Annotated in this window: 22 protein-coding genes and 1 pseudogene; 13 read left to right on the forward strand and 10 right to left on the reverse strand. The window is 38.6% G+C overall.

Annotated features, from left to right (window positions below; genetic code table 11):
* Positions 1 to 207: 207 nt before the first annotated feature.
* Positions 208 to 414, forward strand: a pseudogene (locus DK858_RS18365) (hypothetical protein); the annotation flags it as partial.
* Between the two features lie 4 nt (positions 415 to 418).
* Here DK858_RS18365 and DK858_RS13565 read toward each other — a convergent pair.
* The gene (locus DK858_RS13565; protein ID WP_109397873.1) at positions 419 to 946 is read right to left on the reverse strand and encodes an SMI1/KNR4 family protein; all 528 of its coding nucleotides are present in this window, start codon (positions 944 to 946) and stop codon (positions 419 to 421) included.
* Between the two features lie 137 nt (positions 947 to 1,083).
* On the opposite strand from DK858_RS13565, the gene DK858_RS13570 reads away from it, so the two are divergent.
* Together DK858_RS13570 and DK858_RS13575 are read left to right on the forward strand one after the other, a co-directional pair.
* Complete coding sequence (locus DK858_RS13570; RefSeq protein WP_109397874.1) at positions 1,084 to 1,833, forward strand: hypothetical protein; 750 nt, start codon at positions 1,084 to 1,086, stop codon at positions 1,831 to 1,833.
* Positions 1,834 to 1,973: 140 nt separating this feature from the next.
* A complete protein-coding gene (locus DK858_RS13575) occupies positions 1,974 to 3,167 on the forward strand; it encodes a cyanate transporter (RefSeq protein ID WP_109397875.1) in 1,194 nt (397 codons plus the stop codon).
* A gap of 93 nt (positions 3,168 to 3,260) precedes the next feature.
* On the opposite strand, the gene DK858_RS13580 is transcribed toward DK858_RS13575, so the two are convergent.
* Together DK858_RS13580 and DK858_RS13585 are read right to left on the reverse strand one after the other, a co-directional pair.
* Positions 3,261 to 4,208 carry a carbamate kinase family protein gene (locus DK858_RS13580; protein ID WP_109397876.1) on the reverse strand — a complete coding sequence of 316 codons (948 nt, stop codon included), beginning with the start codon at positions 4,206 to 4,208 and terminating at the stop codon, positions 3,261 to 3,263.
* Between the two features lie 306 nt (positions 4,209 to 4,514).
* A complete protein-coding gene (locus DK858_RS13585) occupies positions 4,515 to 5,249 on the reverse strand; it encodes a glycerophosphodiester phosphodiesterase family protein (protein WP_109397877.1) in 735 nt (244 codons plus the stop codon).
* 174 nt (positions 5,250 to 5,423) lie between these two features.
* Here DK858_RS13585 and ugpB point away from each other — a divergent pair, with 174 nt between their 5' ends.
* The 5 genes from ugpB to loiP all read left to right on the forward strand — a co-directional run bounded on the left by ugpB (position 5,424) and on the right by loiP (position 10,880).
* A complete protein-coding gene (gene ugpB / locus DK858_RS13590) occupies positions 5,424 to 6,731 on the forward strand; it encodes a sn-glycerol-3-phosphate ABC transporter substrate-binding protein UgpB (protein WP_109397878.1) in 1,308 nt (435 codons plus the stop codon).
* Positions 6,732 to 6,792: 61 nt separating this feature from the next.
* Complete coding sequence (gene ugpA, locus DK858_RS13595) at positions 6,793 to 7,677, forward strand: sn-glycerol-3-phosphate ABC transporter permease UgpA (RefSeq protein ID WP_109397879.1); 885 nt, start codon at positions 6,793 to 6,795, stop codon at positions 7,675 to 7,677.
* Complete coding sequence (ugpE, locus tag DK858_RS13600; RefSeq protein WP_109397880.1) at positions 7,677 to 8,525, forward strand: sn-glycerol-3-phosphate ABC transporter permease UgpE; 849 nt, start codon at positions 7,677 to 7,679, stop codon at positions 8,523 to 8,525. The genes ugpA and ugpE overlap by 1 nt, the downstream gene beginning before the upstream one ends.
* A 1-nt stretch (position 8,526) precedes the next feature.
* Complete coding sequence (ugpC, locus tag DK858_RS13605) at positions 8,527 to 9,627, forward strand: sn-glycerol-3-phosphate ABC transporter ATP-binding protein UgpC (protein WP_109397881.1); 1,101 nt, start codon at positions 8,527 to 8,529, stop codon at positions 9,625 to 9,627.
* Positions 9,628 to 10,127: 500 nt separating this feature from the next.
* Positions 10,128 to 10,880 carry a metalloprotease LoiP gene (gene loiP, locus DK858_RS13610; RefSeq protein ID WP_006535402.1) on the forward strand — a complete coding sequence of 251 codons (753 nt, stop codon included), beginning with the start codon at positions 10,128 to 10,130 and terminating at the stop codon, positions 10,878 to 10,880.
* Between the two features lie 49 nt (positions 10,881 to 10,929).
* Here loiP and DK858_RS13615 read toward each other — a convergent pair whose 3' ends face one another.
* Complete coding sequence (locus tag DK858_RS13615) at positions 10,930 to 11,397, reverse strand: MarR family winged helix-turn-helix transcriptional regulator (RefSeq protein WP_109397882.1); 468 nt, start codon at positions 11,395 to 11,397, stop codon at positions 10,930 to 10,932.
* A 117-nt stretch (positions 11,398 to 11,514) separates the two neighbouring features.
* Here DK858_RS13615 and DK858_RS13620 point away from each other — a divergent pair, with 117 nt between their 5' ends.
* Together DK858_RS13620 and panM are read left to right on the forward strand one after the other, a co-directional pair.
* Entirely contained in the window at positions 11,515 to 12,702 is a 1,188-nt protein-coding gene (locus tag DK858_RS13620; protein WP_109397883.1) for an MFS transporter, read from the forward strand.
* 11 nt (positions 12,703 to 12,713) lie between these two features.
* Positions 12,714 to 13,121: an aspartate 1-decarboxylase autocleavage activator PanM gene (gene panM / locus DK858_RS13625; protein WP_109397884.1), complete on the forward strand. Its 408-nt coding sequence runs from the start codon at positions 12,714 to 12,716 to the stop codon at positions 13,119 to 13,121.
* Here the strand turns inward: panM and DK858_RS13630 are convergent.
* From DK858_RS13630 to ftsY, 5 genes are all read right to left on the reverse strand, one after another.
* The gene (locus DK858_RS13630) at positions 13,103 to 14,236 is read right to left on the reverse strand and encodes a glycerate kinase (RefSeq protein ID WP_109397885.1); all 1,134 of its coding nucleotides are present in this window, start codon (positions 14,234 to 14,236) and stop codon (positions 13,103 to 13,105) included. The genes panM and DK858_RS13630 overlap by 19 nt on opposite strands.
* Before the next feature lie 94 nt (positions 14,237 to 14,330).
* On the reverse strand, positions 14,331 to 15,185 hold the full coding sequence (gene rpoH / locus DK858_RS13635) for an RNA polymerase sigma factor RpoH (RefSeq protein ID WP_023583733.1): 855 nt from the start codon (positions 15,183 to 15,185) through the stop codon (positions 14,331 to 14,333).
* A gap of 356 nt (positions 15,186 to 15,541) precedes the next feature.
* Positions 15,542 to 16,519, reverse strand: coding sequence for a permease-like cell division protein FtsX (gene ftsX, locus DK858_RS13640; RefSeq protein WP_109397886.1), 978 nt, complete (start codon positions 16,517 to 16,519; stop codon positions 15,542 to 15,544).
* Positions 16,512 to 17,177 (reverse strand): cell division ATP-binding protein FtsE, encoded by a 666-nt coding sequence (gene ftsE, locus DK858_RS13645; RefSeq protein WP_023583735.1) that lies wholly within the window; start codon positions 17,175 to 17,177, stop codon positions 16,512 to 16,514. The genes ftsX and ftsE overlap by 8 nt, the downstream gene beginning before the upstream one ends.
* A gap of 5 nt (positions 17,178 to 17,182) precedes the next feature.
* Positions 17,183 to 19,024 (reverse strand): signal recognition particle-docking protein FtsY, encoded by a 1,842-nt coding sequence (gene ftsY / locus DK858_RS13650; protein ID WP_109397887.1) that lies wholly within the window; start codon positions 19,022 to 19,024, stop codon positions 17,183 to 17,185.
* A 228-nt stretch (positions 19,025 to 19,252) separates the two neighbouring features.
* Between ftsY and rsmD the strand changes: the two genes are divergently transcribed.
* Entirely contained in the window at positions 19,253 to 19,837 is a 585-nt protein-coding gene (gene rsmD / locus DK858_RS13655; RefSeq protein WP_109397888.1) for a 16S rRNA (guanine(966)-N(2))-methyltransferase, read from the forward strand.
* Positions 19,838 to 19,854: 17 nt separating this feature from the next.
* Entirely contained in the window at positions 19,855 to 20,157 is a 303-nt protein-coding gene (locus DK858_RS13660) for a DUF1145 family protein (protein ID WP_109397889.1), read from the forward strand.
* An 81-nt stretch (positions 20,158 to 20,238) separates the two neighbouring features.
* Here DK858_RS13660 and DK858_RS13665 read toward each other — a convergent pair whose 3' ends face one another.
* Positions 20,239 to 20,619: a DUF2500 family protein gene (locus DK858_RS13665; protein ID WP_194294854.1), complete on the reverse strand. Its 381-nt coding sequence runs from the start codon at positions 20,617 to 20,619 to the stop codon at positions 20,239 to 20,241.
* Positions 20,620 to 20,764: 145 nt separating this feature from the next.
* Between DK858_RS13665 and DK858_RS13670 the strand changes: the two genes are divergently transcribed.
* Positions 20,765 to 21,391, forward strand: coding sequence for a lysoplasmalogenase (locus tag DK858_RS13670; RefSeq protein WP_109397891.1), 627 nt, complete (start codon positions 20,765 to 20,767; stop codon positions 21,389 to 21,391).
* Positions 21,392 to 21,518: the final 127 nt, after the last annotated feature.

A 21,518-nucleotide genomic window follows, 5' to 3' on the forward strand; every position in this document is an offset into this window, starting at 1 on the left:
GGCAACGATTGAAACGTTCAGAGCCTACGTTCAGAGTCAGTCAACGTCTGATTGATCTTTAAAGCCCTGCGGGCTTTTCGCCTTATATCCCCCGCCCGCATTGGGCGAGGGTTTACGGCGTTTTTCGCTAAAGCATGGATAGAAGCGCGGAATGCTCTACATTACAAATCTAAAGAGCTTTACTTACACTCACAACTGCAAGCTGGAATAACTTTTATTCTTTTAAATCAATTTGCAGCAATTGGCTTTTTATTAGCAGCTAAATCAATATTTAGATTTGGTGAATTACAAAATGATCAAGATAAAAAGCTAACAGAATATGTTATGTTAGGTACACTGATTAGCTTTAGCATTTCTATCTTTATTGGACTTGCTACTTCCTATTTTGTGACTCAACTCCCCATAGGAAAATAACTCATCAAACTTCTGGGCTAAATATCATTTTTTCTGATGGAAATCCCGCCGGAAATGACAAACAACGTATTCGTTTGGATAACACCCCCTCCAAAAATCCTGTCAGATTTTCTGCAATAAATTCGACCTCAGAGGCTCTGGATGGAATAATTGCTATTGTCCATAAGTTGCTATCATGAGATGAAACAACCCAAAAAAGCGTGTCTCCATTATCTGTCTCTCCAATAGGTAAAAGCCCATTATTTTTTGGGTACAGATGAAAAGTATAATAATCAGGATCAGCCTGTATTAATGAGTCAAATCCCTCAAGAATGGCCTCTTTTTGCTGAAAAAAGTTAAGATAATCATCCTCACTAAATGGATTAAATAACGTAATAAAATTGGCTATTTGTCCTGAACCATATTGCGTAATAAATGCAATATAATCTTGAGGAAAGGTGTATCGATTATCAATAAGTGGCCATTCCTTACCTTCGCCTCGATTGACCGGACATAAAGGTATTGGTAACCACTGATTTAATGCTATTAACATTCTATCCTCACTGATTTGATTTCCAATTTATCGCTCAATTTATGGTATTTTATCTTTACCTTATTTTTATCATAACTCAGCCAATTTTTATCACTCTAGTTGCGTGATAAAAATGCGATACCAACAAGACGATAATAATGATAACACCTCCATATACCATTACATTTATTGATAGCGCTTACCCTAAACCTCATACCATTAAAGAGTTTGTCTGGTCTGGGCGATTAGATAAAAATGGACAACTTTGGTTTGATCTTCACCTTAGAAGTGTCGACTATTATTTAAGCGAGGGTGAAAACTATTGCGCAGATAGCGATGAAGAAGAGTCAGACGATCAGCAAGAATATACCAGTCTTGAGCACTGGCAAGATCACATCGTTTGGGATAATTACCACTGCTGTACACTCTCTTCAACTTATTGGTCTGATGAACAAGGTATTTTACTCAATACAGGAAATACACCATTCGATTTTGATAGCTTTATTACTCATCAATTTAATGTTGATATTGCCCCTCAAATCCATAGTGATATAGATGATGAAGATGAAGAAAGAGCCGTGTTCCCTGCTTTTAGTCTTTATTTATTAGGGCATGATACGTGTAAAAATCATCAAATCACCTTCCAACGTCAATCCAATAATACTTTCAATATTGATTGGACAGGTAAAATCGCACTGACTTATGCTGGTTTTGACGAATTTATCCATCAATTTGTTGCAAGATTAGAAAATATTTCTTTTGATGGTTTTTATTTCCCTGAATCATGGGATTTAGATAAAGCAACAGTTGAATTTAAAAAAGTGCTTTCTCATTTTGAACATTATGAATTCACATTAATTAACCCTAAAAGCCCAATTAAACAGTGGAAACTTAAGTATACGGCTTAAATAAGTAGGCGATTCAACGAATGAATCGATAATAATAAGACTATTATTCAGATGATATTCTATAAATAGAATGTCTCTCATTTGTGTATACAGGTATTGTCTATATAATAGACAATACCTATGTTTATCATGGAATTACAATGACTGCCTTACCAAGAAAAAAAACATGGCAGATTATCCTCACTATTATTTTAGTTGGGATAAATTTACGCCCTTTCTTAACAGGCCCAGGCCCTGTTATTGACAATATTATTGCCTCAACAGGAATGAGTTATAGCCAAGTCTCATTACTCACACTATTACCTATGCTTTTAATGGGAATAGGGGCATTAGTCGTCCCTTTCTTACAATCTTATATTCAAGTACGTAAAGGGCTTTTAGTCGCAATGTTGATGCTTCTTATTGGCTCCTTTTCTCGAGCTTATGTTTCTGATGGCAATCAGCTATTATTGACAGCTCTCTTCTGCGGTTTAAGCGTCGCCTATATTCAAGCGGTATTTCCCGGTATTATTAAAGGATGGTTTGGAAATCGAACACCTATCATGATGGGGTTATATTCCGCCATGCTAATGGGTGGAGGCGCACTCGGTGCGCAATTATCCCCACTTCTTACTGAAAATAATGGACATTGGCAAAGTGCTTTAGCGTGGTTTGCTCTTCCCGCAGGATTTGCTTTTATCGCTATTCTTTTTTCGATTCAAAATAGTGCGGTCTCTTCTCATAAAATATCACTAAATACTTTAATTTGGCGCCCTAGAACAGGTTTACTTATTTTAGGTTTTGGTTGCGTTAATGCAGGTTACGCTTCTGTTGTGACCTGGCTGGCACCTTTTTATCAATCATTAGGAATGCCAAGCGCACAAAGTGGCTCACTGGTTGCAATCCTTTCTCTTTTCCAAGCCTCTGCTGCGTTAATCATTCCTTTCTTCGCTGCTAAAAATCACGACAGGCGTTTTTGGCTTACGATAACATTAATAAGCCAATTTATCGGTTTTGGCGCAATCATGACTATTCCAATGAGTGCTCCTTATCTTTGGAGTATTTTCTTAGGCTGTGGCTTAGGTGGATGTTTTTCTATGATGATGATTGTCGCGCTCGATCATATTCCTGATCCGGCACAAGCGGGGGCGCTGTCAGCTTTAATGCAAGGTGGTGGCTTTATTATTGCTGCTTTTGGCCCACTAGTTGCTGTGCTATTACGCCAGCCAGATGGAAGCTTTACTTATGCATGGGCATTTCATGCCATTTTAGTGATTGTGACTATAGGATTATTTGCACGATTAAATCCTCATCATTATGCAAAAGCCTATCCCGCTAATCATCCGACTATATAGCCTATATTTAAGATCCACATAAAATAAACGCCTTAATTTTTACAAATAAGGCGTTTATCAATGATAATAATTGAACACTACTTATGAAGATGATTAAGCAACGATATGTGTTCCTGTTTCACCTTTTAAGGCTGAAGCCAGTTTTTCTGGTGTTGTGATAATCACTCTTTTTCCACCTGCAGCTAAAAATGAGAGGCTAGCTTCAATTTTAGGAAGCATACTGCCTGGAGGGAAATGCCCTTCATGCATATATTGTGTCATCTCTTCAACCGACGTTTCACCCAATGCTTTTTGTTCTGGTTTGCCGAAATGAATACAGACTTTTTCAACCCCAGTTGTGATGATAAGAATATCTGCATGTAATTCTTTTGCGAGCAATGTTGATGACAGATCTTTATCAATAACCGCATCAACACTTTGGTAATTACCATGCTCATTTCTGATGACTGGAATACCACCGCCACCCACTGCAATCACGACATAGCCACATTCTGATAGTGACTTAATTGCTTTAGATTCGACAACATGCTGTGGAATTGGAGAAGCGACAACTCGACGATAACCACGACCAGAATCTTCGACAAAATGCCATTGAGGATTTTCTTGCTTTAATTGTGCCATCTCTTGTTCAGAGAAAAATGCACCAATAGGTTTTGTTGGAGAAACAAAGTTGGGATCGTTTTTATCTACTTCAACTTGTGTAATAAGGGTAATTGCTTGTTTATTGTGTTGAACGCGAAGCTTATTTGTTAATGCTTGTTGAATTAAATAGCCAATACCACCTTGTGTATCTGCAACACAGTTGGCTAATGGTGTTAACGGCAAACCTTCTTGCACATGCGCCACTTCAGCGCGACGTAAATCAAGCCCTACTTGTGGCCCATTACCATGAGTTAAAACAATATTATACCCTTCAGCCACCATATCACTGATATGGGCTGCAACCTCTTGTACTGCTTGTTCTTGATGAGCGATAGACTGGCTAGCATTGTCTTTAATAATACTGTTGCCTCCAATGGCAACAACAACGAGTTCTTTCATATTTCACTCTCAATTATATTATAGGCAATTAAAGTAGAAATAACGCACTTCCACTCTTAGAGGTTGGGTTAATAAGGTCGCCATATTCGCTAACCATTTTCCCCATTTTTATTTTTAATGAGATAAACATTATCGTGTTGAACAATATCTATTCATTAATTGCGCAGGATGATAGCAGAGAATGTAAATAAAACATCCATTACTCAACATTTCTCTTAAAATACGGTAGGAAAAGGAGAAAAGGCGTCACCAAACATATCGATAACACCTTATTCAATACAAATAAGCGGGATCGTTAATCCCTTTTCATTTTGCTATTTGATAAACATCCGGTTGGTAGACATCAGGCATATCCGTAATCAACATATCAACCCCCCATTGCTCAAAATCTTTCACTTCTTCAGGATTATTCGGGGTATAACAATAAATTTCATAGCCTGCTTGTTTTAACAACTGTGCTTGTTTTTGTGTAAGATACTTGTAATTACAATGCACACTAAAACCATCAATCACTTTTAGTGTTTCTAACGCATTATCTGGGATCTCATCCCACAATTGGCCTCTGCGAATAAACGGCAGATATCGCTTCATAACAGTAAGTGCATGCGTATCAAAAGAGGAAAATAAAATTTGCTCATTCGGAATATCTGCACTTTTTATCATATCAGAAACCGCTAAACATAAACGCTCAACATCATCATCAGGCCATGTCTTCAACTCAATATTAAGCTTTGTTCCTGAACGCTTAATTAGCTGCAACCCTTGTCTTAATGAAGGAATTTTCTCACCTTGATAGAGTGAGCTAAACCAACTTCCCGCATCAAGACGATGCAAATCATCTAAAGTATGAAAACGCACAGCACCTTGCCCATTTGTGCAACGATTAACTGTTTTATCATGAATAAGCACAGGAACATGATCCGCGGTTAATTGCACATCCGTTTCAATCCATTCACACCCGAAATCAATTGCCATTTTAAACGCAGCCAATGTATTTTCAGGGGCTTTTCCAGAAAAACCTCGGTGAGCAGCTATCTTCATTTCTCTCTCCTTTTCATTTGTGCCGACATCATGACAACCATTTATGACAGCAATTTGACAGTCATACCATCAATATATCTTCATTTAATTGTCACCCCTTTGTCATAAACAACATTTAGGGTAATTCGCAGATTAGATTGCACCTTTAACTTTCGATTAAAAAGGAAATTCTGCATGTCGATAAAATCAATAACAGGCCTTGCTGTTGCGATGACGTTATTTACCTCTCCTACACACGCAAAAACACAAATTGAATGGTGGCATGCAATGGGAGGTGCGCTTGGTCAGAAAGTTAATCAAATCGCCTCTGATTTTAACGCCAGCCAATCTGAATATGAGATAAAGCCTGTTTATAAAGGCACATATGCGGAAACAATGACCAGTGCAGTGGCTTCATTTCGCGCTAAAAACCAACCAGCTATTGTGCAAGTCTTTGAAGTGGGTACAGCCAGCATGATGGGGGCTAAAAAAGCCGTTTTCCCTGTTTATCAATTAATGGAAAAAACCAACGAGCCTTTTGATCCTAATAGTTATCTATCAACTGTCACGGGTTATTACACCAGTAGCGATGGTAAAATGATGTCGTTACCATTTAATAGTTCAACCCCCGTGCTTTACTACAACAAAACGCTATTTAAAAAAGCAGGGATAGAGCAACCACCAAAGACATGGAAAGAGATGGAAGTCGTATCTCAAAAACTGCTCGATTCTGGTGTTAAATGCGGATTTACCACCACATGGCAATCATGGACACAAATCGAAAACTTTGGTGCACGCAATAATTTGCCTATTGCGACAAAAAATAACGGTTTCGATGGTTTTGATACTACCTTCCTATTTAATAAAGCGCCTTTCGTGGCTCATATTCAACAAATGGCTGATTGGTCAAAATCCGGTATTTTTAAATATGGCGGACGCCAATCGGATGCAATGCCTCTATTTTATACTCAAGAGTGTGCCATGGTAATGGAATCATCCGCAGGCTTTGCAGGCATTAAAGAGAACATGAAAGGTCTTGATATTGGTGTTAGCCAATTGCCTTACGATGATACTCTTGTACAAAAACCAGCGAATACCATTATTGGCGGAGCATCGTTATGGGTTATGTCAGGGCGTCCAGACGCGGAATATAACGGTGTTGCCAAATTTTTCACCTATCTTTCAAGTCCTGAAGTTCAAGCTGATTGGCACCAAGCTACGGGTTATTTGCCAGTCACTAAAGCGGCTTATGCGTTAACACAGCAACAAGGTTTTTATCAGAAAAACCCAGGGGCTGACACCGCAATATTACAAATGACAACTTCAGAGCCTACCGAAAATTCAAAGGGATTACGCTTTGGTAATTTCCTGCAAACTCGAGAAATCGTTGATGAAGAGTTAGAAAAAGTGTGGGCAGGAAAACAGAGTGCTCAAGCTGCATTAGATAATGCTGTTACACGTGGAAATGAGCAGTTACGTCGCTTTGAACGTTCTCAACAATAATTATTTATATTAGGCGAGCCAAGTGCTCGCCATCTATTTTTATCGATTCACTGGATATTGTATGGCTTCTCAATCCATTTATTTTAAACAAAAATGGTTACCTCTCGCGCTAATTTTTCCTCAATTAGCTATCACGCTTATCTTTTTTATTTGGCCTGCTGGGCAAGCATTTTTTCAATCATTTCAATTAGAAGATGCATTTGGACTTAGTCGAGAATTTGTTGGTTTTGAAAATTTTCAGCGACTTTTTAGCAATCGTTATTATTTTGATAGTTTGGTCACGACGCTTATTTTCAGTACCAGTGTCGTATTTTTATCAATGCTATCTGCACTTATTTTAGCGGGTATTGCCGAGCAAATTTTGCGAGGTAAACTGTTTTATCGCACCATTTTAATTTCACCTTATGCCATTGCGCCTGTTATTGCGGGGTTTCTTTGGTTATTTATGCTTGATCCCACAATTGGTGTATTAAGCCAACAATTAAAGAAAATAGGTATTAATTGGGATCCTGTACTTAATACACATCATGCTATGTGGATGGTGATTTTAACGGCGACATGGAAACAAGTAAGTTATAACTTTCTGTTTTTCCTCGCGGCCTTGCAATCTGTGCCCAAATCTCTTTTAGAAGCTGCGGCTATCGATGGTAGTGGCCCTATTAAGCGCTTTATAACTATCAGTTTTCCTTTAATTTCTCCCACAACTTTTTTCTTATTGGTGGTTAATTTTGCTTATGCCTTTTTTGATACATTCGCGATTATCCATGCGATGACACAAGGTGGCCCTGGTAGTAGTACATCAACTCTGGTTTATAAGGTTTATAACGATGGTTTTGTGGGATTAGATTTAGGATCCTCTGCTGCACAATCCGTTATTTTAATGTTTATTGTCGCAATATTAACCATTATTCAATTTCGTTATGTTGAGAAAAAGGTGGCTTACTGATGGTTGAACGTAGACCTTTATTTCATGCGTTTTGCCACTTTATTCTTATTGTCGGCATACTTTCTGTTGCATTTCCTGTCTGGATTGCACTTGTGGCAACAACCCATCAAAACACCGAATTTGCCACCGGCTCTCCTCTTTGGTTTGGAACTGAAGGCATAAATATTTTTAAATCAATATTTTCACAGGCAGGTACCACGCAAAATAGCGCCATTTCAATTAACAGTATGTTATTGAATTCATTGATTATGGCGATAGTAATCACTATAGGGAAATTAACCATCTCGATTTTATCCGCCTACGCCGTCGTTTTCTTTCGCTTTCCAGGAAGAATGCTTGCCTTTTGGACTATCTTTTTTACGTTAATGTTACCTGTTGAAGTCCGCATTATGCCTACATTTGAGGTGGTCACAGATCTCAATATGTTGAACTCTTATGCAGGTTTAACTATTCCATTAATTGCCAGCGCCACAGCTACTTTTTTATTTCGTCAATTTTTTCTTACCATCACCCCAGAATTAATTGAAGCCGCGAAAATCGATGGTGCTGGCCCTATTAAATTCTTTTTCACTATCTTACTTCCTCTTTCTCGCACGAATATCGCCGCTCTATTTGTTATCACTTTTATTTATGGCTGGAACCAATATCTTTGGCCAATGTTGATCACAACAGATACTCACTACTACACCATTGTCATGGGTATTAAACAGATGGTTGCGGTTTCTGATGGTGTCGTTGAATGGAATAAGATCATGGCAACCACGTTAATTGCAATGTTGCCTCCCGTCCTTATTGTCATTTTGATGCAAAGAGCCTTTGTAAAAGGCTTTATTGATACGGAGAAATAACATGACAACCGTTACTCTCACAAATTTAGAAAAGTGTTATCCAAATGGTCATCAAGCCATTTCTAAATTAAATCTTTCTATTGAGCAAGGTGAAATGGTGGTATTAGTCGGTCCAAGCGGTTGTGGTAAATCGACATTACTGCGAATGATTGCGGGATTAGAAACCATTACACAAGGTGATTTATTTATTGATTGTTTACGGGTTAATGAGCATGAACCTAGTGAACGTGATATTGCCATGGTGTTTCAAAACTATGCCCTTTATCCTCATATGTCAGTTTATAATAATATGGCATATGGCTTACGTAATCGAAAAACACCAAAAGCCAAGATTGAAGAACTTGTTACAAATGCCGCCCAATTACTTGAAATCAGCCATTTACTTGATAGAAAACCGAAAGAGCTTTCTGGTGGACAACGTCAACGTGTCGCAATGGGGAGAGCCATTGTTCGTGATCCTAAAGTCTTTTTATTTGATGAGCCACTCTCTAACCTTGATGCTAAATTACGGGTTCAGATGCGTCTGGAGATCAAAAAATTACAGCGAAAACTCTCCACAACCTCTATTTATGTAACGCATGACCAAGTAGAAGCGATGACATTAGCAGACAAGCTAGTGGTTTTAAATCAAGGAAATATAGAACAAGTAGGTACACCGTTAGATATTTATGAAAGCCCCGCCTCCGTATTTGTAGCTACGTTTATGGGCTCACCAGCAATGAATATCTTAGATGTCCCGATTAATCATGGTGTGATCGAAGTTGCTGATGGACATATTGCCGTTTCATCTCAGCATGTTCCTTATAAAACCATTAAATTGGGTTTACGTCCTGAACATTTAATTATTAACCATCAACATCCTCTTTTTCATGTTGATGTTGAATTTATTGAAGCACTCGGCGCTGATGTTTTGATTTATGCCACGACTTGCGATAAACAGAAACAACCTCTCGTTATTCGTGCACCAAACGATCACGGTGTGAATATTGGAAATAAAATAGGTCTTACCATTCACCCAGAACATCTTCATTTCTTTAATGCACAATCAGGAAAACGTATTAACCGCCCTTTTATGCTCATTAGTGAATTAATGGTTTCATAAGACTTTGATATCACTTTTTTCACTTTCAGTTTAATCTTAATAGCGATATTTTAAATGTCGCTATTTATTTATCATTAAGCAATAAGCACCAAAAATATAAAATTTGTCAGAATTAAAAAAATAAAAGTCACATCCAAATACAACGCTTCTTTGATATTATTCCAAATAAATACAAAATGGCCTTATTTGCATGTAACATAAGCATAATCAAATGATTTATATAACATTCACGCCAATAAACCATCAATCTCTAAGACTAATTTATCCACTAATTCTCTTAAATTTAAATAAGTTAAATTTATTTTCCCCTTTTTATTACACGTAATTAAGAAAAAAGAAAATAAAACACTTACGCTGAAAAAAGAGAAAAACAGATATTGAGATAATATTTCTAACATAACATGCCTATATTGCGCCAATAGATAAGCACTGTTATTCTTCTGCTCGAATTTGATCTGCACTTATATAAACTGCCAAGCAGAAAAGGACTTAATTAAACAATGAAAATTAAATTACTTGCTACAGTGATGGTATCAGCAGCACTACTCTCAGGTTGTCAAAACCTCAATACCGATATGCTGACTAAATCAGGAACCCAACTTTTCCAAGCTGCAACATTAAGCGATGATGATATCAAAGCACTAACAAATGATGCATGTAAAGAGATGGATGCCCAAAATAAAGTCGCACCAGCCAATAGCACTTATACCAAACGCTTAAACAATATCGCTAAAGCATTAGGTAATGAAGTTAATGGCACTCCGGTAAATTACAAAGTTTACATGACCAAAGATGTGAATGCATGGGCAATGGCTAACGGCTGTGTGCGTGTTTACAGTGGCTTAATGGATATGATGACAGATAACGAAGTTGAAGGCGTTTTAGGTCATGAAATGGGACATGTTGCTTTAGGTCATACCCGTAAAGCAATTCAAGTTGCTCACGCAACAGTTGCTGCACGTACGGCAGCAGCATCAGCAGGTGGCGTTGCAGCACAATTAAGCAGCTCACAATTAGCTGAAATGGGTCAGAAATTAATTAATGCTCAATTCTCACAACATCAAGAAACTGAAGCGGATAATTTCTCTTATGACTTACTAACAAAACGTGGTGTGAATACTGCGGGCTTAGTGACCGGTTTTGAGAAACTTGCAAAATTAGGTGGCGGTGATTCAAGTATGTTTGATTCTCACCCACCATCAAAAGAGCGTGCTGATAATATCCGTAATCGCATCGCTGCAGATAAAAAATAATAACTTTGCCCCTATATCTCATGATATGGGGGTTTTTTAGCTTTATCGGTTACGAATGGCGAAAACAATCCGCAACATCGGCAAAAAAACGTTTAATTGCTTGCCTTTCATGCTGATCATATTGTTCAAACAACGCAGACCATTTTGCTTGAGATTGTTGATGCAACAACTCATGAGCATGAAAAAGACGCTCCCCCTCAGTTGTTAAGATAAAAAATATTTCTTTTTGATTATCTGCCAACTTTATTTTTTCAATAGCCCCTTTCTTTTGTAATCGACTACAAATTTTTGAGACTGCGCCTCGAGTCATGGACATATATTCACTGATGGTTGTGAGATTTCTCATACTCTCTTCACCAATACAATGGATCACATGCAGTTCTGTGAGTGAATAATTATCTAACCCATTCTCTTCTAATACTTTTTTATGATCGCTATCAGCACGTTCATCTTTAAGGTGCAAAAAATCACTTAACCCTTTTAATAAGTCTTGTGTTGTCACATTCTCTTTCGACATTTTGTTTCCTTGGAAAAAATATTTCAAAAATAGTAACAAAAGCATTTACAACAATCAAAATATCGCTATTATTATTTTTTGTTTCCGTGGAAACAAAAAATAACGAGAGGCTATAAAATGAAATTATCAATCCGCAGTCTATTTTATCTTATTTGTTTTAGCGCACTACTAGGCTCTTTGGCGCAAAATATCTATACCCCAGTACTTCCTTTGATCCAACAGCAATTTAATACTACGTTATCGTTAGTTAATTTAACGGTATCTGCATTTACTTTTGCTATGGCTGTTATGCAACTACTTTATGGCTCATTGATTGACAAATGGGGAAGAAAACCTATTTTACTCAGTGGATTAGCTATTTCTATTGTGGGTGCATTAGGTTGTATTTGGTCTGATTCTGTTAATTTATTCATTTTTTGGCGTGTGATCCAAGCTATCGGTATTGCGGCTATTCCTGTGGTGGCGGCAACTATTCTTGGCGATCTTTATCAAGGAAACGAGCGAGCTAAAGCGATGGGATCGTATCAAATGCTATTAGCACTAGCCCCTGCCTGTGGCCCCTTATTAGGTGGATATTTAGCGCAACATTATCAATATCAAGGTATTTTTATTTTCTTGTCCGTTGTCGGTGTCATATTACTTATTACCCATCTCTTTTATTTACCTGAAACACATCCAGAACAGAAAAATACCTTTAAAAGCGTATCCGCCATACAACAAGTGCTTATGACATCTGAGGGTAAATCTGTATTTGTCATGAGTTTTATGGTGTTTTATAACTATTTTTGTCTACTGGTTTTCTTACCCTTAATAGCCTTTCATCTTTATCAGCTTAACAGCACTGAAATAGGCGGATTATATATACCTATGTCGATTGCGCTTATCTTAGGTAGCTATTTTTACCGTAGAATTTGCCATTTATTTAATACGAAATATGGCGTGATTATTACTTCTTGTATCAACTTGATTATGTTGATGTTATTTGCTCTCTTTTGGCAAATCTCATTACCTGTAATGCTTGGCTTAACCGTGTTATATGGCTTTTCTCTTGGATTAACTATGCCAACACACACCACATTATTAGCGAGTCATTTTAGTACAATGAGAGCAACTGCAATGGGGATTTATAATTTTATTCGTTATTGTGGAATGGCCGCTGGCCCTATGATTTCAGTCTATTTTGTAACTGACAATAACTATGAGTATGTCTTTTATTCTTGTGTGATCTTAACGAGTTTGGCATTGTGTTTCACCATTAAGACCTTAATATCTTCATTAAAAGAAAAAAAACACACGGCAAACTAACAGGATATTTAATGAAACTGACCATTGAAAAACTAACACAGCTTTCAGAACAAGACCGTATTGATTTAGGCAAAATTTGGCAAGATGTACGTTATCAATCAGCCCTAAAAAATGAGATCAGCAACGAGAATATACTCTTTGTAGCAAGATTTAATGAGCGATTGTTAGCGGCTTGTTGGGTTAAATTATCGGATAAGAAAGCTATTATCACTGATTTTATGGTAAGAGAAGTGACACGCCGTCGCGGTGTTGGACATTATTTACTGACACAATGCTTATCAGCCTACCCTGATATGACTCATTGGCAGGCAATAAGCTTATCCGCCGAAGAAAATGGATATGATGTTGCACATGCTTTTTTAACACACCATCAATTTAGCCCATCGCCACAATCTGATCTCTATGTTCTCAATGTATAAAGTCTAGCCACATTGTAAGCCGTCTCACTTAGATTCTTTTGCGCATTACGAAGTGCATCATCTAGTGTCGAGACACCTGGTACAATAGAGAAAACAGCATCAATACCCTGCTGATGTACCACGCCATAATCAGGTAAATAACCACCGACTAATGCAATCACAGGGCGGTGGTATTTTTTAGCAAGTAGGGCAACCCCTATTGGTGTTTTACCTTGTGCTGATTGGCTATCCATTCGGCCTTCTCCAGTGATGACTAAATCAGCATCAATAAAATATTTTTCTAGTTCAACCGCTTTAGCAACCAGTTCAATCCCCGGCGAAAGCGTTGCTTGCGTAAAGGCAAGTAACGGTAGTGCTAATCCGCCCGCTGCGCCACTTCCTGCAATATTAATAAGATTGCGTTGCGTTATTTTCTCAAGATAAGTACCAAAATGAAGTAAAGCTTTATCAAGTTGCGCAATATCATCTTTGGTCGCTCCTTTTTGAGGACCAAAAATAGCGGATGCCCCGTTTTCTCCACACAATGGATTAGTGACATCACAAGCAATTTCGATCTCGACTTGCTTAAGTTTAGGGTTAAGAGTTGTGATATCAATAGAATGGAGCTGTGTTAATGCTTGTCCACCAAAAGGCAAAGAGGAGCTTAATTTATCTTTAAGACCAAGGCCAAGTGCTTGCATCATGCCGGCACCAGCATCATTTGTAGCACTTCCACCTAATCCTAAAATGATTTTTTTAACGCCCATCTCAAGTGCGGCATTAATGAGTTCCCCCGTACCATAACTGGTCGTTAAATTGGGATTACGTTGAGATGACGGGATAAGATGGAGACCGGAAGCTTGTGCCATTTCAATCACAGCAGTAGAGTTATCGCCTAAAATTCCCCAAGTTGCGGCCACTTGTTTCCCCAAAGGCGAACACACGTGTGTAGAGATAAAACGGCCTTGCGTTGCTTCCACCAGCGATGTCACCGTTCCTTCACCACCATCCGCCATGGGAATACAACAATATTGCGCATTGGGTAAATAACGTGAAAAACCCTGTTTTATTGCTATTGCAACTTCTTTCGCACTTAAGCTTTCTTTAAATGAATCAGGGGCGATAACTATTTTCACGTTATATTCTCCAAGCAATATAAAAGCGATATCTTCATATCGCTTTTATAACATACTCTACTTTACGAGAGCGTATGCTTGGTCTGAAATGTGATTAATCTTCAATCGCTAAACGCAATTTCTTCATCGCATTTTTTTCTAATTGACGAACACGCTCGGCAGAAACACCATATTTTGTCGCCAAGTCTTGCAATGTCGATTTGTTATCATCATCTAGCCAGCGAGCACGAATAATATCTTGGCTACGTTCATCAAGAGTTTCAATTGCTGACGTCAGTTTATCCGTTGCATGATTGTCCCAATTATCTTCTTCAATACCGTCGGCAAAGTCAGAAGATTTATCTTCTAAGAAGAGTACAGGAGCGATAGGATGTGAGTCATCACTATCGTCAGCAGTCATATCAAATGCCATATCTTGCGCTGACATTCGTGACTCCATTTCTCGGACATCACTTTCTGATACGCCTAATTCTCTTGCAACAAGCTCGACTTCATCTTGATTGAACCAACCTAAACGTTTTTTATTTTTTCGCAGATTAAAAAATAGTTTACGTTGTGATTTTGTGGTTGCCACTTTCACAATACGCCAATTACGTAGCACATATTCGTGAATTTCTGCTTTGATCCAATGCACAGCAAAAGAGACAAGTCGAACACCCACTTCTGGGTTAAAACGACGAACCGCTTTCATCAAACCAATATTACCTTCTTGGATAAGATCAGCTTGTGGTAAGCCGTAACCTGAATAGCTACGAGCAACATGAATAACGAAGCGCAGATGTGAAAGGATAAGCGTTCTTGCTGCATCCAAGTCACCATCGTAATGCAGCCGTTCAGCGAGTTCCTTTTCTTCCTCTGCGGTTAACATCGGATAGGAATTGGCTGCACGTATATACGCTTCGATGCTGCCTTGCGGAACCAATGCTAAGGATTGCATTTCTTTTGTCATTCAAATCCTCATGAAAATCAAATAAATAATTAAAATTATCGCTGTAAGGGAAAATAGATGAGCCTTCTAAATATAGCTTAAATAAGAAGTCAGTTAAGGTTTTTTATGATGTGTTTTTATCATAACGACTATTTGACCAGCATAAACACTAAAGGTTCATCTCGCATCTATGTTTACATATCTTTGTACTTTTCTATCACAGATAGCAAATCTGACTGTTACCTTACCATAGAAAAGAGTGCGTACATTATTATGCCAGAGACAGGACGTCGATAAAATGGCTGGGTAGCGATATTAACGGAACCCAGCCTGATAAAAAAATTATTTAGCGGATAAGTATAAAATGCTCTAATCGATTATTCAGGTGTGAATTGACGCAAATGCTGCATTGTCGTCAACCATGCAGCCAACCAGCCAATAATCATAGCAACAAGAATAAGAATGATAGATTCATCAAAACCGAGTCCTGAAATGGAAAAAGAGGTTCCAAACACGGTCGCGGCTTGCGTCACCACATCTGAGAGTTTCCACACCAGTAAAGCTGAAAAAATCAAGGCAAATACGGCACCAATAAAGCCCAGGATCAATCCCCAATTAAGGAAAGGGCGCATAATAAAGCCATCGGTTGCACCGATTAATTTCATCACATTAATGGTATCACGACGACTGAAAATATTGAGACGCACACTGTTGCCAATCACCAATAACAAGGCAACAACCATCAATGTACCAATCACTAAAGCGATTTGCCCAACTAATGAAGTTAACGTTGAAAGCCGAGTAAACCAACTATCATCCATTCTTACTTCGTCAACACCGGGTATTTTCGCAACGCTATCACGCAAATTCACCATTAACTGTTGATCGCTAGGCTCCATAACGGGTGTTACAATCGCAACCGCAGGTAATGGATTCTCTTCTAACATATCTAACGCACTACTAAAGCCAGACCAAGAACGAAATTCCACTAGCGAATCTTGTCGTGAAAGATAGTTAACATCCTCAACTTTATCTAAGGCTTCTATCTTCTTAATGGTGGCTTCAGCTAATGAATCATCAAGAGATTTATCAAGATAAACCGTTAATTGCGGTGTGGGATACCATTGTTCTGCTGCAGTTGAAACATTTTTCCACACAATATAAAAGATGCTAGGCAAGGTGAGAGATATAGCAACAACCATTACTGTTAAAAAAGAGGAGAGCGGCTGGCGTAAAAAATCAGCCATAGTGTTACGCCATGCATAGCGCCACTGTTCGCGTCTTCCCCCTTTTAGCGCCTTGGTTTTTGCGCCTGGCGTTGGCATTGATTTACGGGAAATTTTTGCTTTAGCCATTTTGTCCTCCCACCATTCTGCCTTGCCCTAATGTAAGAATGCGATAATTTCTGCGTTCTATCAGCGACATATCATGTGTCGCCATTAACACGGTTACGCCAACACGGTTGAACTCTTCAAAAAGACGCATAATGCCTTCTGAAAGCTCACCATCAAGGTTACCTGTTGGTTCATCTGCGAGTAAAACAGTCGGTTTATTCACAACCGCGCGCGCAATACCGACACGTTGTTGCTCACCACCAGAGAGTTGAATAGGATAATTTTTGGCTTTATCCAATAGTCCTACTTTATCTAAAGCAGCTGAAACTCGTCGTCGAATATCCTCTTCACTCGCGCCAGCAATAATCAAGGGAAGAGAAACATTGTCATAAACCGTTCTGTCCATCAATAAGTGGTGATCTTGGAAGATCATCCCAATTTGACGACGTAGAAAAGGGATCTCACTATTTTTTAGTCTACTGATATCATGACCAGCAAACCAAATAGCACCATCACTAGGGCGTTCTATTCCACAAATTAACTTAAGTAATGTACTTTTACCGGCACCAGAGTGACCCGTTAAAAAAGCCATTTCACCAGGGCGAAGATGAAAATCAACCCCCTGCAATGCTTGTCTTCCACCTAAATAAGCCTTGCTGACGTGTTCGAAGCGGATCATTAAAACTACTCCTCGCGGGCAAACAGAGCCTCAATAAAATCGTCGGCCTTAAACGGACGTAGATCTTCAATACCTTCACCTACCCCGATATAACGGATAGGAATACTAAACTGATCAGCAATGGAGAAGATAACCCCACCTTTTGCTGTACCATCGAGTTTAGTCAATGTTAATCCAGTTAGCCCAACTGTTTCATTAAAGAGTTTTGCCTGACTAACTGCATTTTGCCCGGTACTGGCATCTAACGTCAGCATCACTTCGTGTGGCGCTTCTTCGTCTAATTTTTTCATAACACGAACGATTTTTTTCAGCTCTTCCATTAAATGGGATTTATTCTGCAATCGTCCTGCGGTATCAGCAATAAGAACATCGACACCTTTTGCTTGGGCTGATTGAATTGCATCAAAAATAACAGATGCAGGATCAGCGCCCGTATGTTGCGCAACAACAGGGATATTATTACGCTCCCCCCAAACTTGTAACTGTTCAACCGCTGCAGCTCGGAATGTATCCCCCGCTGCTAACATGACAGATTTACCTTCAGCTTGGTATTGTCGCGCTAATTTTCCGATTGTCGTTGTTTTACCAACACCGTTAACGCCAACCATTAAAATAACAAAAGGTTTTTTACCTTCAATATTTAGTGGCTTATCAACTTTACTTAAAATATCCCCCATCTCTTCACGCAATTTTCCGTAAAGAGCTTCAGCATCTTTAAGATCTTTATGAGTGGCGTGTTTAGTCAAACTAGTGATGATTTTCGTTGTGGTTTCCATACCCACATCAGCAATTAAGAGTTGTTCTTCTAACTCCTCAAAAAGGTCATCATCAATTTTCTTACCACGAAATAGACTAAGGAATCCTGAACCTAAGTTCTGGCGAGTTTTTAGTAAACCTTTTTTCAGTCGACTAAAGAAACCCTCTTTCTTAGGTTTTTCTTGCTCAACAACTTTATCTGCTAGTACTTCTTCGCGTAAAGATTCAATATCTTCAGCTTCTGCTTGCGCAATAGCGAGACGTTCGTTTTCCTCTTCTTGCGCAAGACGTTGGGCTTCGGCTTCTTGAGCCAGACGTTCTTGCTCTAAACGTGTTGCTTCTTGACGTTCTTGTTCTGCTTTCAGTTCAGCTTGACGCTGGGCTTCTTCTTGCGCTAAACGTTGGGCTTCGGCTTCTTGAGCCAGACGTTCTTGCTCTAAACGTGCTGCTTCTTGACGTTCTTGTTCTGCTTTCAGTTCAGCTTGGCGCTGCGCTTCTTCTTGCGCTAAACGTTGAGCTTCGGCTTCTTGAGCCAGACGTTCTTGCTCTAAACGTACTGCTTCTTGGCGTTCTTGTTCTGCTTTCAGTTCAGCTTGGCGCTGGGCTTCTTCTTGCGCTAAACGTTGGGCTTCGGCTTCTTGAGCCAGACGAGCTTGCTCTGCATGTTCTGCCTCTAAACGTTCTTGTTCCGCTTTTAGTTCAGCTTGGCGCTGGGCTTTTTCTTGCGCTAAACGTTGGGCTTCGGCTTCTTGAGCCAGACGTTCTTGCTCTGCATGTTCTGCCTCTAAACGTGCTTGCTCTGCATCTATTTCAGCTTGGCGTTGGGCTTTCTCTTGTTCTAAACGTTGTTTTTCAGCTTCTTGTGCCAATCTATCTCGCACAACACGTTGCGCCTCTTGGCGCTCAGCTTCTAAACGTTCTGCTTCTAACTGCGCTTGGCAAGCAGCTTCTTCTTGGGCTTCTTTTGCCAAACGTTCCTGTTCTAAACGCTCTTCTTCTAAGCGTTGTTGCTCTTTCTCTTGCTCAATATTTTCTTCTTTGTTACGCCCAAAACCGAGCCACGAGAAAAAACCTTTTTTTTCTTTTGCCATTAGCTACTAAACTCCTCGCACTAAATCATGGCGCGATTACATTGACGATATTGAAAATAATAATGAAGTCTATCATTTGATCATGGATAAACGCATCTTTTATACGAATTTTATGGTAAATTATTCCGGATTAAACCAAGGGAAGTCATCAAGATAACAATAGACACGAATTCCTTATTCCAAAAGACACTCCAAAACTCACGTTTAAACGATATAAATCAAAATAATATGGCCAAAAAACCACAAAAAGCCCCAATGGGACAAATCAGAATAATTGGGGGAAAATGGCGTGGTCGTAAACTTCCTGTTCTTGATAGCCAAGGATTACGACCAACAACAGATAGAGTGAAAGAAACGCTCTTTAATTGGCTAATGCCTGTTATCCAAGATGCCCGTTGCCTCGACTGTTTTGCAGGAAGCGGTGGTTTAGGAATTGAAGCCCTTTCTCGCTATGCTCGTGAAACTACGTTTATTGAATATGAACGTACTGTTGCCCAACAAATTACGACAAACTTAGCCTTACTTAATGCAGAGAATGGGCATGTCATTCAAGACAGTGCATTATCATATCTCGCCAAACAAGGTTCACCTTATAATGTTGTTTTTTTAGATCCTCCTTTCCATAAAGGCATGTTATCAGACACTATCCAATTATTAGAAAAGAACGGTTGGTTAGCGCAAGATTGCTATATTTATATTGAGGAAGAAGTTAAAGCACAGACTTATACAATTCCGACTTGTTGGACATTGCATAGAGAGAAGATCGCAGGACAAGTCACGTATCGTCTTTATATTCGCAGTTTATCTGCTTAATTTTTTATGGAGCTGCTATGTTAATCTTTTTGGGCCGATTTTTAATGGTCGGTGTTTGGGGCTTTCTGCTTTTAAATATTATTTCTCCGTTTCCTAAGCCTCTAAAATATTTTATGGATATTGCATTGATTTTCATGGTGATTATGCATGGACTACAAATCGTTATGTATAAAGCAGGTCAACCTAAAGATCAAAAACCATCAACGGCATTACAATTTCGCATTTTCTTCTTTGGGATCTTTGAGCTTTTAAAAATACAAAAAGAATTACGAAAAGAATACGAAGAAAAACAGAAAAATAAGACCAAACAACAGCCATAAATATTGTTATATTCTCGCAATTACCTGGGGTCATAATCAACCCCAGAGATTGCTAACCTTATGAATCAATCATCTTATTTATTATTTCTGCTCATTACTTGGCATATCTGTTTCAAACTTTATAAAACGACTACCTTGCATAAACAAACGCCCTTTCATTTCAAGTTCAATATTTTGATAAGCTGATTTATCAATCTTTAATACTAAATCTTTACGATCATCAGTGGTTAAACGAAAGGTTACTTGATAATAATGAGTTATTTCTGGGCCAGTGACATCATTTTCTCTTGAACGTCGTTCATTTGCCGCTATTTCTTTTTTATCAATCACTTCAACCATATAGAGTGTAACAGGTGCATTATCATCACTTATTCGCTGTTTACGTTGTTCAAAAAAACGATAAGTCGCTGATGCGATAATAATGATCAGTACTGCAATTCCTAAAATAGCCACTTTATTCATTACACTAATTCCTATCGTTACATGGACCCAACACTGTGTGCTGATATTATTTTAATAAGTGCGTCAGTTTCGTCATTAACCGCTATTCTTAAATTAAACTTTCTGCTATCAATAATAAAACAGTTCTGAATATAAGGAAGATATTATGAGTTGGCCTTTTCTCGCCGTATTATTCTCCGGATGGCTTTATATCGATGCCGCATATCGAGGCCCTAATTGGCAACGATGGTTATTCCGTCCTATCACACTACTTCTTTTATTACTTTGGGCATGGCAAGTTCCTGAACACAATATTAATAGCTACCTTATCGTAGGTGCATTATTAGCGACACTACTTTCTGATATCTTAAGAATATTTGATGGTAAGTATTTACTACCATCCATTGCCTTGATTTTCTTAAGCTACATACTTTATATGGTGAGTTTTTTACTGCCACTCCAACTCTCTTTCTATCTTCCTTTACTTGGATTCGTTATTATTGCTTTTATTATCATTCTAGTCATTGTTTGGGCTAAACTTGATAAATTAGCTATCCCTGCCTCTCTAACTTTATTAGCCGCCTTTGCTATGTTTTGGGTTGCGGGCGAAAGATTCTTCTACTTAAGCAATGATTACAACTTATCAGTAATGATTGGTTCATTATTGTTAGTAATCGCTTACTCAATATGGCTAATCAACCGCTTCCGCTTCTCATTTTCAGCATCTAAAGGACTTGTCAGCGCCTGTTATTTTATTGGGCATTTCTTCATCGTTAGAGCGTTATTCCTTTAGTATTCATCAGCCCCTTATTTTTACAAAATAGAATAAGGGGTTAATTTTGTGACTGCTCCCCGCCCTGTCGGGCGAGGCTTCCCACTTCTTAGACCGCAACCGTCTGTGTGACGGATTTACGCTGGCC

Origin of the sequence: Proteus faecis (genome assembly GCF_003144395.1) — a bacterium.
In the GTDB taxonomy this organism is placed as follows: Bacteria; Pseudomonadota; Gammaproteobacteria; order Enterobacterales; family Enterobacteriaceae; genus Proteus; species Proteus faecis.

Coding starts and splice junctions, on each gene's coding strand:
- DK858_RS13565 (WP_109397873.1), bottom strand. CDS start 946: ATGTTAATAGCATTAAATCAGTGGTTACCAATACCTTTATGTCCGGTC.
- DK858_RS13570 (WP_109397874.1), top strand. CDS start 1,084: ATGATAACACCTCCATATACCATTACATTTATTGATAGCGCTTACCCT.
- DK858_RS13575 (WP_109397875.1), top strand. CDS start 1,974: ATGACTGCCTTACCAAGAAAAAAAACATGGCAGATTATCCTCACTATT.
- DK858_RS13580 (WP_109397876.1), bottom strand. CDS start 4,208: ATGAAAGAACTCGTTGTTGTTGCCATTGGAGGCAACAGTATTATTAAA.
- DK858_RS13585 (WP_109397877.1), bottom strand. CDS start 5,249: ATGAAGATAGCTGCTCACCGAGGTTTTTCTGGAAAAGCCCCTGAAAAT.
- ugpB (WP_109397878.1), top strand. CDS start 5,424: ATGTCGATAAAATCAATAACAGGCCTTGCTGTTGCGATGACGTTATTT.
- ugpA (WP_109397879.1), top strand. CDS start 6,793: ATGGCTTCTCAATCCATTTATTTTAAACAAAAATGGTTACCTCTCGCG.
- ugpE (WP_109397880.1), top strand. CDS start 7,677: ATGGTTGAACGTAGACCTTTATTTCATGCGTTTTGCCACTTTATTCTT.
- ugpC (WP_109397881.1), top strand. CDS start 8,527: ATGACAACCGTTACTCTCACAAATTTAGAAAAGTGTTATCCAAATGGT.
- loiP (WP_006535402.1), top strand. CDS start 10,128: ATGAAAATTAAATTACTTGCTACAGTGATGGTATCAGCAGCACTACTC.
- DK858_RS13615 (WP_109397882.1), bottom strand. CDS start 11,397: ATGTCGAAAGAGAATGTGACAACACAAGACTTATTAAAAGGGTTAAGT.
- DK858_RS13620 (WP_109397883.1), top strand. CDS start 11,515: ATGAAATTATCAATCCGCAGTCTATTTTATCTTATTTGTTTTAGCGCA.
- panM (WP_109397884.1), top strand. CDS start 12,714: ATGAAACTGACCATTGAAAAACTAACACAGCTTTCAGAACAAGACCGT.
- rpoH (WP_023583733.1), bottom strand. CDS start 15,185: ATGACAAAAGAAATGCAATCCTTAGCATTGGTTCCGCAAGGCAGCATC.
- ftsX (WP_109397886.1), bottom strand. CDS start 16,519: ATGGCTAAAGCAAAAATTTCCCGTAAATCAATGCCAACGCCAGGCGCA.
- ftsE (WP_023583735.1), bottom strand. CDS start 17,177: ATGATCCGCTTCGAACACGTCAGCAAGGCTTATTTAGGTGGAAGACAA.
- ftsY (WP_109397887.1), bottom strand. CDS start 19,024: ATGGCAAAAGAAAAAAAAGGTTTTTTCTCGTGGCTCGGTTTTGGGCGT.
- rsmD (WP_109397888.1), top strand. CDS start 19,253: ATGGCCAAAAAACCACAAAAAGCCCCAATGGGACAAATCAGAATAATT.
- DK858_RS13660 (WP_109397889.1), top strand. CDS start 19,855: ATGTTAATCTTTTTGGGCCGATTTTTAATGGTCGGTGTTTGGGGCTTT.
- DK858_RS13665 (WP_194294854.1), bottom strand. CDS start 20,619: ATGAATAAAGTGGCTATTTTAGGAATTGCAGTACTGATCATTATTATC.
- DK858_RS13670 (WP_109397891.1), top strand. CDS start 20,765: ATGAGTTGGCCTTTTCTCGCCGTATTATTCTCCGGATGGCTTTATATC.